The sequence below is a fragment of the Hafnia alvei genome (assembly GCF_900095695.1).
Taxonomy (GTDB): domain Bacteria; phylum Pseudomonadota; class Gammaproteobacteria; order Enterobacterales; family Enterobacteriaceae; genus Hafnia; species Hafnia alvei_B.
Window position 1 is genome coordinate 42314 of the sequence record NZ_FMIQ01000049.1, and the last position, 12610, is coordinate 54923.

9 protein-coding genes are annotated in these 12610 nt (G+C 49.4%); 2 read left to right on the top strand and 7 right to left on the bottom strand.

Annotation, left to right across the window (positions count from 1 at the left end):
* Positions 1-29: 29 nt before the first annotated feature.
* From BN1044_RS13000 to BN1044_RS13010, 3 genes are all read right to left on the bottom strand, one after another.
* Positions 30-914, bottom strand: a complete 885-nt coding sequence (locus tag BN1044_RS13000; RefSeq protein WP_072309068.1) for a PHP domain-containing protein — start codon at positions 912-914, stop codon at positions 30-32.
* A 113-nt stretch (positions 915-1027) separates the two neighbouring features.
* On the bottom strand, positions 1028-3004 hold the full coding sequence (gene speA, locus BN1044_RS13005) for a biosynthetic arginine decarboxylase (RefSeq protein WP_072309069.1): 1977 nt from the start codon (positions 3002-3004) through the stop codon (positions 1028-1030).
* Positions 2997-3263, bottom strand: a complete 267-nt coding sequence (locus BN1044_RS13010) for a hypothetical protein (RefSeq protein WP_139130943.1) — start codon at positions 3261-3263, stop codon at positions 2997-2999. The genes speA and BN1044_RS13010 overlap by 8 nt, the downstream gene beginning before the upstream one ends.
* 806 nt (positions 3264-4069) lie before the next feature.
* On the opposite strand from BN1044_RS13010, the gene metK reads away from it, so the two are divergent.
* Both metK and BN1044_RS13025 read left to right on the top strand, forming a co-directional pair.
* A complete protein-coding gene (gene metK, locus BN1044_RS13020) occupies positions 4070-5224 on the top strand; it encodes a methionine adenosyltransferase (protein ID WP_072309072.1) in 1155 nt (384 codons plus the stop codon).
* 372 nt (positions 5225-5596) lie between these two features.
* Complete coding sequence (locus BN1044_RS13025) at positions 5597-7003, top strand: sugar porter family MFS transporter (RefSeq protein ID WP_025799118.1); 1407 nt, start codon at positions 5597-5599, stop codon at positions 7001-7003.
* Between the two features lie 730 nt (positions 7004-7733).
* Here the strand turns inward: BN1044_RS13025 and deoD are convergent.
* The 4 genes from deoD to deoC all read right to left on the bottom strand — a co-directional run bounded on the left by deoD (position 7734) and on the right by deoC (position 12252).
* Positions 7734-8468 carry a purine-nucleoside phosphorylase gene (gene deoD / locus BN1044_RS13035; RefSeq protein WP_040046209.1) on the bottom strand — a complete coding sequence of 245 codons (735 nt, stop codon included), beginning with the start codon at positions 8466-8468 and terminating at the stop codon, positions 7734-7736.
* A 93-nt stretch (positions 8469-8561) separates the two neighbouring features.
* Positions 8562-9785, bottom strand: coding sequence for a phosphopentomutase (gene deoB / locus BN1044_RS13040; RefSeq protein ID WP_072309073.1), 1224 nt, complete (start codon positions 9783-9785; stop codon positions 8562-8564).
* Between the two features lie 108 nt (positions 9786-9893).
* Positions 9894-11216 (bottom strand): thymidine phosphorylase, encoded by a 1323-nt coding sequence (gene deoA / locus BN1044_RS13045; RefSeq protein ID WP_072309074.1) that lies wholly within the window; start codon positions 11214-11216, stop codon positions 9894-9896.
* A gap of 256 nt (positions 11217-11472) precedes the next feature.
* Entirely contained in the window at positions 11473-12252 is a 780-nt protein-coding gene (deoC, locus tag BN1044_RS13050) for a deoxyribose-phosphate aldolase (protein WP_072309075.1), read from the bottom strand.
* Between the last annotated feature and the right edge of the window lie 358 nt (positions 12253-12610).

Sequence of the window (12610 nt, forward strand, 5' to 3'; positions counted from 1 at the left end):
GCATTTTTACCATCCGGGCAGAATACAATTTACTGATTCACCACATCGAGAAAACGTTTTATCTCTAGCAACTGCTCTGGATTGTATCGACAGGTTCCCACTTCAATTTTGGGTTTGTTACGCCCGTGGAAGTCACTGCCACAGGTGACATAAGCGCCCTGCTCAAGAGCAAAATCATATAAGCGCTGCGCCAGTTCATCATCATGGTAGCTGGAGAAAACTTCGATTCCTGCCACGCCAGATTCCAGCATTAGTTCAAGTATCGCCTCATGCTCTTCTTTCACGTTGGCCCCAATATGGGCAATAACGGGAATGCCGCCGTTGTCACGGATCAAATCCGTCATCTCCTCCAGAGCCGGGTAGGTCACTGGCTGATAGCAGGCTTTACCGGGGCCGAAAAAATCCCAGTAAAAATTAATTAATGGCATATCGGCGCGAGCACCACCGGAACGGTACGGCAGTAATAGCGGATTATTAGCATTACGCTCATCTTCAAGAATAGCCTCGCCCATCTGCTCTTCCTGAGGCAAACGGCCATTCGCCAGCCGCGCTAAATGCTCGTCATCAATAAAGAAACCGAACTCACGGAGCTTCGCCAGCTTTACAGGCACCAGCTCGCGTTGAATATCGTTGAAGTTTTCATACACCTGCGTGAAATCATCCGATGGCGTAAAGCCATAGCCTAACAAATGAAAATTACGTCCTTGAAAGGTACAGTCGATTTCAATCCCCGAAATGATATTCAGCGCATCACTCCGCCACTTTTCAGATTCAGCAAATGAAAACGCCGAATTGTGGTCGGTTACCGCCAGCGTTGTAACGCCCTCACGAACGCAGCGAGCAATCAGTTCTGCAACCGGATAATCTGCGTCATCACTATGATGCGAGTGCATATGCAGGTCGACTTTTTCCATGTGAATACTCCCATTCTTCAGATCGGTGTGATTTGTCACTATACATCAGCCACAAAAAAGGGTGCCGAAGCACCCTTACACTTTGTGATCTCGATGTCTGTTAGAACAGCCTATCACTCATCTTCGAGATAGGTGTACCCGTAGAGACCAGACTCAAATTCATCCAAGAACTGGGTTTGCAGCTCAGGTTCGAGATCGGTTTTGCGCACCTGATCGCGAAAACGGGTCAGCAGCACTTCAGGATCGAGCTGAACATATTCCAGCATTTCGGCAACCGTATTGCCCTCATCCGAGTCTTGCACCTCAACGCTGCCATCTTCAAAGACGAAGACGTCAACCGAGGCTGTATCGCCAAACAGATTATGCATGTTGCCCAGAATCTCTTGGTACGCACCGACCATGAAGAAACCAATCAACGGCGGATTTTCTGGATCGTACTGCGGCATCGGCATCGTCGTTGCGATCCCATCACCGTCGATGTAATGATCGATGGCACCATCTGAGTCACAGGTAATATCCAGCAGCACCGCACGGCGCTCAGGCGCCTGATCCAAACCACTCAATGGCAGAACCGGGAACAGCTGATCGATCCCCCACGCATCAGGCATCGACTGGAACAGCGAGAAATTCACATACAGCTTGTCGGCCATGCGCTCTTGCAGTTCATCAATGATCGGACGGTGTGCGCGATTGCTTGGGTCAAGATGCTCTTGGATCTGGCTACAAATCGTCAGATATTGCTGCTCAGCCCAAGCACGCTGGGTTAGATCTAAAATACCGTGCGCATATTGGCTATGCACATCATTGAGATCGAGCTGGCTGTCGTGTAGCCATTCACGCAATGAACGCTTGGTATCAGAATCCTGCATCTCTTCCCACGTAGACCATAGGCTTTGCAGTGCACGAGGTGCATCTTCGGCCGGAGCCACAGGTGCATGGAATTCGTTGCGTTCAACACCAATGACATTGGAAACCAGAACCGTGTGATGCGCCGTTACCGCACGACCAGACTCTGTGATGACCGTAGGATGCGGCAAACCGTGCTCGTTACAGGCATCGCCGATACCCCAAATAACGTTATTCGCGTATTCGTTCAGGCCATAGTTCACCGAGCAATCAGACTGGGAACGTGTTCCTTCGTAGTCCACGCCCAAACCGCCGCCGACGTCAAAGCACTGAATGTTCACACCCAACTTATGCAGCTCAACGTAGAAACGCGCAGATTCACGCACGCCGGTGGCGATATCGCGAATATTCGCCAACTGAGAGCCTAAGTGGAAATGCAGCAGTTGCAGGCTATCTAAACGACCCGCTTCACGCAGGGTTTCAACCAGTTGCAATACTTGCGTTGCCGCCAAGCCGAATTTAGATTTCTCACCGCCGCTCGACTGCCATTTGCCCGAGCCTTGCGAAGATAAGCGCGCACGCACGCCAAGGCGGGGCACCACGTTCAGGCGCTCGGCTTCTTCCATCACCAGCTTGATTTCAGACATCTTCTCGATAACCAGATACACCTTGTGACCCAGTTTTTCGCCGATCAATGCCAAGCGGATGTATTCACGATCTTTATAGCCGTTACACACAATCACCGAACGCGTCATACCAGCATGGGCGAGTACCGCCATCAACTCCGCTTTCGAACCTGCTTCTAAACCTAAGGGCTCGCCAGAATTCACTAACGACTCAATGACGCGACGATGCTGGTTTACCTTAATCGGATAAACCAAGAAGTAGCCGCCCTCATAGCCGAAAGATTCACGCGCACGCTTAAACGCTGCGTTAATTGAACGCAGGCGATGTTGCAGGATCTGCGGGAAACAGAACAGCGCAGGCAAACGCTGGTTGCTCTCTTTTTGCAGCTTCTCTACCAGTTGCGTCAGATCGACGCGCGCTTCTGGGACGTCGGGATCTGGACAAACTGAAATATGACCCAACTCGTTGACGTCATAATAGTTGCCACCCCAGTAGGCGACGTTATAAGTACTCAGCATTTTGCTGGCATTACGATCATTCATGGCAACCTCCTGCATAGAACGCAATTGATGGTGTCCGGCCGCTTCCTGCGGACGTTGGCGAAGTTCGTTAGACATGACGAACTCCTTGTGCACTGCCGTGGCAAATAATGGAATTATTCACAGCACGCTTATTCACTATCGCAGCAACATCTGCGCTTAACAACCCACACGCCGGGATTTTTGGCGTGACCACAAAGCTCAGCACCGGACAAAATGCCGGACTGATATAAGTATAAGAGCAAAACACGTCGCTAACTCCGTGGGTCGGGGAGTGCATTCTTAAATGCAGGATAAACCCCAATGAAAATTCACCTGCGCGTTGTTTGGTAGTCATACCACGCTACAGGTTACCCTTGTTCAGTCATCAGTTGCCGCTATCGGCGTAAGAATCCTGAGTCGCTCCCCATCTTCACCAAAGCGGTGAATAACATCGGGAAAATGCGAGAAATGCAGATAAATAGGAAGGAAGGCGCAAAGCGCGGAACAGCGGAGCGCCATGAAGACGCAGAATATTGCCGGAAGCAATAGTGTGAAACGCGACCGTTGTCGCTGAGATATTCGTGCGGATCATTACCTGAACCACCTCCATGCCTGCGGTTAAAATAACGCGCAGATCCAAAAAGTTAACAGTGTGTTGAGACTGACAGTATGAGCAACAACTCATACCCTCCTCGGCCGGAAGTGAGACACATAGCCGCCCCTTATCACTTGTATTTTCAGCAAGTTATCTAAAAACCACTGCTGTTAACACATTTTAGCGATTCGGTTAAAGCGTCATGCAACGGTAAGCCGCGCGCAGTTTATACAATCAACAGCGGGAAATTGCAAAATGAAATTTTGCTAAAAACTGTTTCTGTGCGTTTACGCAGGTGTAAAAGAAACCGACTGTATAGAAAAAAATACTCGTTTGCGGACATAAAGTGACAAAAAGACTAGAAAACTACGGCGGGTCTGTCTTAAAATAGCCGTCCAGATGGTAATCCATCTATACTTATTTACTGATAAACTGCTGAACGGCTTTGCCTGAGGGGCGTTGCAGGATGCATCAGGCACCAGAGCTAGCCACAAGCTAGATACTGATGTACATACCCCAGCATTACGCAGTGATTTTAAACCCGTCTTTTAAAGGTAAAGAACACCATGGCTAAACACCTTTTCACGTCTGAATCAGTGTCCGAAGGACATCCTGATAAGATTGCTGACCAAATTTCTGACGCCGTGCTTGATGCGATCCTCGAACAGGATCCAAAAGCGCGCGTTGCATGTGAAACCTATGTCAAAACCGGCATGGTGCTAGTGGGTGGTGAAATCACCACTAATGCATGGGTAGACATTGAAGAGCTGACCCGTAAAACCGTTGCTGAAATCGGCTATGTAAGCTCTGATATGGGCTTTGATGCTAACTCTTGCGCCGTTCTGAGCGCTATCGGTAAGCAGTCTCCAGATATCAACCAAGGCGTTGACCGTACCGATCCTTTAGAACAGGGTGCTGGCGACCAAGGTATTATGTTTGGTTACGCGACCAACGAAACCGAAGTATTAATGCCTGCGCCAATCACCTATGCCCATCGTCTGATGGAGCGTCAGGCTGAAGTACGTAAAAACGGCACCCTGCCATGGCTGCGCCCAGACGCCAAAAGCCAGGTAACCTTCCTGTACGACGACGGCAAAATTGCCGGTATCGATGCAGTGGTTCTTTCCACTCAGCACTCTGACACCATCAGCCTGCCTGATTTGAAAGAAGCTGTGATGGAAGAGATCATCAAGCCGGTCCTGCCGCCAGAATGGTTGTCTGCCAATACCAAATACTTCATCAACCCAACAGGCCGTTTCGTTATCGGTGGCCCAATGGGCGACTGTGGTTTGACCGGTCGTAAAATCATCGTTGATACCTACGGCGGTGCAGCACGTCACGGTGGCGGCGCATTCTCTGGTAAAGATCCTTCAAAAGTTGACCGTTCAGCGGCATACGCTGCCCGTTACGTAGCAAAAAATATCGTTGCTGCAGGTCTGGCAGACCGCTGTGAGATTCAGGTTTCTTACGCAATTGGTATCGCTGAGCCAACCTCAATCATGATCGAAACATTTGGCACTGAGAAAATCTCTACCGAGCAACTCACCCTGCTGGTACGTGAATTCTTCGACCTGCGTCCATACGGTTTGATTCAGATGCTTGATCTGATCCAACCAATCTACCGTGAAACCGCAGCCTATGGTCACTTTGGCCGTGAACATTTCCCATGGGAAAAAACCGACAAAGCCGCACTTCTGCGTGAAGCTGCTGGTTTGAAATAAGGTTAATTCCAATGAAAAAAGCAGGCCTTTGTGCCTGCTTTTTTGTTGCCTAAAAATCGACACATCGCTATTGCCGTCAAAATGAAAACGATTACATTAAATTCATACTTAAACTAAAAATACGTTTAATGATTAAAAACCACCCATACAAACCAATATGACACCATTGTATTTTATGGATCAAATCGTTTTAAAACCAATGAATTAGCCATTGATTACTGTAAGTAAATCCATAATCTCACGCTGACTCACTCTCCATATGAATGCCACATTGGTGTAAACGATTACATTTATGTGATCGGGAGCACTTACATTAGCGCCATAGATTCTTAACATGATAAGCATACAAACGAGTTTCTTTTCGGAGGCAGTATGAGTACTACCGTGAGTACACAATCGGTTCGCAAGACCCGTTCAAATGCCAGTCTAACGTTCTTTGTCTGCTTTTTAGCTGCGCTGGCAGGCTTACTGTTCGGGCTGGATATTGGTGTTATCGCTGGTGCTTTGCCATTTATCAGCGAGACGTTTCAAATCACCAGCTCCCAACAAGAATGGGTTGTGAGCTCTATGATGTTTGGTGCGGCAGTCGGTGCAGTAGGTAGTGGCTGGTTGAACTTCCGCATTGGCCGTAAATACAGTTTGATGATTGGCGCAATCCTGTTTGTGGTCGGCTCACTGTTCTCTGCCTTCGCACCTGACGTTGAAATCCTGATCCTTTCTCGCGTACTACTGGGATTGGCGGTGGGTATCGCATCTTATACAGCTCCGATTTATCTTTCTGAAATTGCTCCAGAAAAGATTCGCGGCAGTATGATTTCAATGTACCAATTGATGATCACCATCGGTATTTTGGCCGCCTATCTTTCTGACACTGCCTTCAGCTACACCGGCGCATGGCGCTGGATGCTGGGTGTTATCACCATTCCAGCCATTCTGTTGTTGATTGGTGTTTTCTTCCTGCCAGACAGCCCACGCTGGTTAGCCGCACGCGGCAGCGATGAAAAAGCCCGCCGTGTGTTAGAAAAACTACGTGATACCAGTGAACAAGCCAAAAGTGAGCTGGATGAAATTCGCGAAAGTCTGAAAGTGAAACAAAGCGGTTGGGCGTTGTTTATTAACAATAAAAACTTCCGTCGTGCCGTTTATCTAGGCGTGTTGTTACAGGTGATGCAGCAGTTCACCGGTATGAACGTCATTATGTATTACGCACCAAAAATCTTCGACTTAGCCGGATTTGCCAGCACGTCGCAGCAGATGTGGGGCACGGTTATCGTGGGTCTGGTTAACGTATTGGCCACCTTCATCGCCATCGGTTTAGTTGACCGTTGGGGCCGTAAGCCAACCTTGATACTCGGCTTCATCGTGATGGCTTTAGGTATGGGCACATTGGGTACCATGATGAACATCGGTATCAGCTCCGTCTTTGCTCAGTACTTTGCCGTTATCATGCTGCTGATCTTCATCGTCGGTTTTGCCATGAGCGCCGGCCCGCTGATTTGGGTGCTGTGTTCTGAAATCCAGCCGCTGAAAGGCCGTGATTTTGGTATCACCTGTTCAACCGCAACCAACTGGATTGCCAACATGATCGTCGGGGCAACCTTCCTGACCATGCTGAACTCTCTGGGTAGCGCACACACCTTCTGGGTCTATGCCGGTCTGAACGTTATCTTCATCTTCATTACGCTAGCGCTGATCCCTGAGACCAAGAACATCTCTCTGGAACACATCGAACGTAATCTGATGCAGGGTAAGCCACTGCGTAAGATTGGGTCTAAGTGATTTAAATTGATGTAATATCGATTCGTAGGTTCTATACGCTTCGAACACTGAACGAACAAGGCGGCAATTGTGTCGCCTTGTTTGTATTTATATTAGAACAGTGAAAGGTTTCGTACGCCGGTTAGCTTTTATGTTTCCATGAAACCGCTGACGTAGGCGTCCGATGAGAGTCCCGTTGCGCGGGGACTCTCAACTCGCGCGCTTTTTACCGAGTCGTTTGTCCGACCGGTCTCGGAGCGCACATCCTGTACGCCCTCAACCTGCCACCAGCATCCCTGCTGGCGGCTCTAAAATGCATTCCTTAAACATAAAAAAACAAAAGACATTTTTGTCTTCTTATCTTTTTATTTTATTTCTCTCTTTTCTTTTCATTGTTTAAGTCTTGGTAGAGAGAGCCGCCGGTACAGGGATGTACCGGCGGAGTTTGGGGCGCCCTGGATGGGCGATACCAAACCGGAGCGGAGATGGCGTCTCGGATAAAAGCGCGAGGATTGAAGGGGCGCGCGCTGGCGCCCCTCATCGGTCGCCTTCTACCCAGTTTGTATGTGAATACAGCAGCGGATAGGCGAACGAAACCTTACACCATTCACCATTCACCATTCACCATTCACCATTCACCACATAAACGAGAGACAGCCGAAACCTTCCCGCAATACCATTAATCACCCGAACACGAATACAAAAAAGGCCCCTATTCAGGGGCCTTTAAACTTATTCCAGCTATTCGCTATTACTTAGCAGCAGCTTCTTCCGCATCGCCCAGCAGAACGGATTCCAGCGCGATTTCAATCATGTCGTTGAACGTGGTCTGGCGTTCTTCAGCAGTGGTCTGCTCGTGGGTACGAATGTGGTCAGAAACGGTGCAGATAGTCAGCGCTTTCGCACCAAACTCAGCGGCAACGCCGTAGATGCCAGCGGCTTCCATTTCCACACCCAGAATGCCGTACTTATCCATCACGTCGAACATAGACGGGTCTGGCGTATAGAACAGGTCAGCAGAGAAGATGTTACCTACGCGTGCGTTGATGCCTTTGGCTTTCGCTGCGTCAGATGCGTTACGCACCATGTCAAAGTCCGCAATTGCTGCATAGTCGTGGTCTTTGAAACGCATGCGGTTAACTTTAGAGTCGGTACATGCGCCCATGCCGATAACGACGTCACGCAGTTTAACGTCCATGCGCACTGCGCCACATGAACCCACGCGGATGATTTTTTTCACGCCAAAATCAGTGATCAGTTCTTTCGCATAGATAGAACATGATGGGATACCCATGCCGTGGCCCATAACAGAGATCTTACGGCCTTTATAAGTACCGGTGAAGCCCAGCATGCCGCGCACGCTGTTTACCTGACGGACGTCTTGCAGGAAAGTTTCAGCAATGTGTTTGGCGCGCAGCGGATCGCCCGGCATCAACACAACGTCTGCAAAATCACCCATCTCGGCATTAATATGCGGCGTAGCCATAATTCGTATCCTTTTGGTATGTAAGTCTAAATATCAAGCTAACTGTGAAATGAAACGCCACCCGACTCATTAAAGCCGGGTGGCGCTCAGAAATTAAAACATCACTTTACCGTAATCCATCGGAGACAGACCAAAGTAGTTTGCTACGGTTTGGCCAATATCTGCGAAGGTTTCACGGTGGCCCAACGAGCCCGGTTTTACTTTAGGTCCGTAAACCAGAACTGGGATGTGTTCACGGGTATGGTCAGAGCCTTCCCATGTTGGGTCACAGCCGTGGTCAGCGGTGAAGATGATGATATCGTCATCTTTCACTAATTTCAGCATTTCTGGCAGACGACGGTCAAACAGCTCAAGCGCAGCAGCATAACCAGCAACGTCACGGCGATGGCCATAAGAGGAGTCGAAGTCGACAAAGTTGGTAAACACAATAGTGTTATTGCCCGCTTTTTCCATCTCGATAAGCGTTGCATCAAACAGCGCATCAATACCGGTCGCTTTCACTTTCTGCGTAATGCCGACGTTAGCGTAGATATCAGCAATTTTACCGATAGAAACGACTTCGCCGCCCTTCTCATCAACCAGTTTTTTCAGCATGGTTGGTGCCGGTGGCTCAACCGCTAAGTCATGACGGTTGCCGGTACGCTTGAACTCACCGGGCTTATCACCCACGAATGGACGCGCAATCACGCGGCCAATGTTGTAACCACCCTTAGTCAGCTCTTCACGTGCAATTTCACACAGCTCATACAGGCGGTCTAGCCCGAAGGTTTCTTCATGACAAGCAATCTGGAATACGGAGTCAGCTGAGGTATAGAAAATCGGTTTGCCGGTTTTCATGTGTTCTTCACCCAACTGGTCCAGAATCACAGTACCCGATGAGTGGCAGTTACCCAGATAGCCCGGCAGGTTGCCGCGCTTGACCAGAATATCTAACAGCTCCTGTGGGAAGCTGTTTTCATGATCGGAGAAGTAGCCCCACTCGAACAGAACGGGAACACCGGCAATCTCCCAGTGACCCGACGGAGTGTCTTTGCCGGAAGAGAGTTCGCTCGCATAGCCATATGCGCCGATGATATCGGCGTTTTTATCTAAACCCTGCGGGAAACGGCCGGTTGATTCTTCAGCCGCTTTACCTAAGCCTAAACGGCTCAGGTTAGGTAAGGTCAGCGGGCCTTTGCGACCAATGTCAGCTTCGCCGCGCGCACAGGCGTCAGCAATATGGCCTAGCGTATCGGAACCCACATCGCCAAAGCGTTCAGCATCTTCACTCGCACCGATACCAAATGAGTCTAATACCATGATAAATGTACGTTTCATCTTACTCTCCTGCGCTTTAGCGCTGTGACCAAAGAGCCGATGCAAACTTGGCGACTCTCTGGTTTTAATCCGAAGGCTGGTTTAACCAACACCTGTTAAGTATGGCGTTTACTCGGTGATACGGCGATAAACTACCGGATTTTCTGCCGGAGCCTTGTCACCCAACACAATTGCGCTGCGTACTGCACGAGCAGCCTGTTGCCAATCTTCTTCATTGGACGCATGCACAATCGCCAATGGACGCTGCGCATCCACGCTGTCGCCCAAACGAACCATATCAGTTAAACCAACGCTGTAATCGATGCTGTCAGTCGCACGGCGACGTCCGCCGCCCAGTCCAACCACTGACATCCCGAGTTCACGGGTATCCATAGCAGTAATAATACCACCGTGTTCAGCAAAGACCGGCTTGCTTAATGTGGCCTGTGGTAAGTAGCTATCGTAGCGCTCAACAAAATCAGCCGGGCCGCCTTGTGCTGCCACCATACAGCCAAAGATCTCTGCCGCTTTGCCGTTATCCAGCACCGCTTGCAGCTTATTGCGTGCGTCCTGTTGATCTGCGGCCAAATTACCAGAAATCAACATCTCAGCACATAAAGCCATAGTCACTTCAAACAAGCGCGGGTTGCGGTATTCACCCGTCAGGAACTGCACGGACTCGCGAACTTCAACGGCGTTACCAGCGCTTGACGCCAGAACCTGATTCATATCAGTCAGTAACGCGGTTGTTTTACAGCCTGCGCCGTTAGCTACGCCAACGATAGACTGCGCCAGCGCTTCGGAGAGCTCAAAAGTAGGCATGAAGGCACCGGAACCCACTTTCACGTCCATCACTAATGCATCAAGCCCTTCCGCCAATTTCTTCGCCAAAATAGACGCAGTGATTAGCGGAATTGAGTCGACGGTCGCGGTAATGTCACGCGTCGCGTAGAAACGTTTATCTGCCGGTGCCAAAGAGTTGGTCTGGCCGATAATAGCCACACCCACTTCAGAAATAATTTTACGGAAACGCGCATCGTCAGGGAAAATGTCAAATCCTGGGATTGCTTCCAGTTTATCTAGCGTACCGCCGGTATGCCCTAAACCACGGCCAGAAATCATCGGAACATAACCACCGCATGCCGCCACCATTGGGCCAAGCATCAATGAAGTCACGTCACCCACGCCACCGGTGGAGTGTTTATCCACAATCGGGCCGTTCAGATTCAATGATTTCCAGTCCAGAACCGTACCGGAATCTCGCATTGCCATGGTAAGAGCAACGCGTTCAGGCATGATCATATCGTGGAAAAAGATAGTCATCGCCAATGCCGCGATCTGACCTTCAGAAACGGTATTGTCACGAATACCGTTGATGAAAAAACGAATTTCTTCCTCGCTGAGCGCGTGGCCATCACGTTTTTTACGAATAATTTCTTGTGCTAGAAACAAGGTTGTATCCCCCTGCTGATTATATCCTTAGAGCTTAGAGCGCATGCTCAAGACATTGGATATGTGTGTAGGTTAAAGAGGTATGTTCTGCGGAACGCCCCGCCCCTTTCTGCTTGAAGTTGCCGCTATGTTGGCTATGTTTGCCGCCTTAATGCAACGTCAATCATTTTGGGTATCGAACAAATAATTTAAATAAAACAATAAGTATCACCGCGACGAAACCGTCGCGGCGAAAAACATTAAGACAAAAACTGAATTAGTAAGCGCTGCCAGTGCCTTTGGCATCGTAGCCCAGCGTTTTCAGCAGGCTTGCCAACAGGCTGGAAGCACCAAAGCGGAAGTGACGGGAATCAGCCCAGTCATCACCCAGCAAACGACCCGCCAGAGCCAGATATTCTGCGGCATCTTCAGCGGTGCGAACACCACCAGCAGGCTTGAAGCCAACGGTTTTGCCTACGCCCATATCACGGATCACGGTCATCATGATTTCTGCGCTTTCCAGCGTGGCGTTAACAGGAACTTTACCGGTAGAGGTTTTGATGAAGTCAGCACCCGCTTTGATAGAGATTTCAGATGCTTTACGGATAAGCGCAGCGTCTTTCAGCTCGCCGGTTTCGATGATCACTTTCAGCAATACATCTGCTTCGTTACAAGCGTCTTTGCAGACTTTAACCATGTCGAAACCAACCTGCTCGTTGCCCGCCATCAGCGCGCGGTATGGGAATACCACGTCAACTTCGTCGGCGCCGTAAGCGATAGCCGCTTTGGTTTCAGCCAGTGCAATAGCGATATCATCATTGCCGTGCGGGAAGTTAGTCACGGTAGCGATATGAATTTCAGGGGTGCCCTGCTCGCGCAAAGTTTTACGCGCAATTGGGATGAAACGTGGGTAGATGCAAACTGCTGCGGTGTTACCAGCTGGGCTTTTTGCCTGATGGCACAGAGCGATCACTTTTTCATCGGTGTCGTCTTCGTTCAGGGTAGTCAAATCCATCAACTGTAACGCACGTTTTGCAGCAACTTTTAAATCAGTCATTTTACTCTCCAACTGGGCTGAACTGGCTTTGCCTAGATTCAGACACAATGATTTAGGGCTCGGAGGCTTCACAGTTCACGATAAGCGCGAAAGCCTTGAAGGTATCCCAATACGTTGGCGAGCGGACTTGGTTCCTTGAAGATTCTGTTCCGTCATTCTGACCGGAAAGCAACTGAGATCCATCTCACCGCATGTGGCCCTTCATGGTCAACATCATATGTTACTATTTGAACACAAACCCTCCGTCACATTTGTGCTCACTGTCACAGTAGATGAAAAACCAACTGTAACAACTCGAGATTATATGTGATTGTCATCACGAAATAACCTCTTATATAGATGAAAAACGCATTACTTT

Bases quoted from the DNA above. Each gene is read 5' to 3' on its own strand.
- BN1044_RS13000 (WP_072309068.1), bottom strand. From the start codon at position 914: ATGGAAAAAGTCGACCTGCATATGCACTCGCATCATAGTGATGACGCA.
- speA (WP_072309069.1), bottom strand. From the start codon at position 3,004: ATGTCTAACGAACTTCGCCAACGTCCGCAGGAAGCGGCCGGACACCAT.
- BN1044_RS13010 (WP_139130943.1), bottom strand. From the start codon at position 3,263: ATGACTACCAAACAACGCGCAGGTGAATTTTCATTGGGGTTTATCCTG.
- metK (WP_072309072.1), top strand. From the start codon at position 4,070: ATGGCTAAACACCTTTTCACGTCTGAATCAGTGTCCGAAGGACATCCT.
- BN1044_RS13025 (WP_025799118.1), top strand. From the start codon at position 5,597: ATGAGTACTACCGTGAGTACACAATCGGTTCGCAAGACCCGTTCAAAT.
- deoD (WP_040046209.1), bottom strand. From the start codon at position 8,468: ATGGCTACGCCGCATATTAATGCCGAGATGGGTGATTTTGCAGACGTT.
- deoB (WP_072309073.1), bottom strand. From the start codon at position 9,785: ATGAAACGTACATTTATCATGGTATTAGACTCATTTGGTATCGGTGCG.
- deoC (WP_072309075.1), bottom strand. From the start codon at position 12,252: ATGACTGATTTAAAAGTTGCTGCAAAACGTGCGTTACAGTTGATGGAT.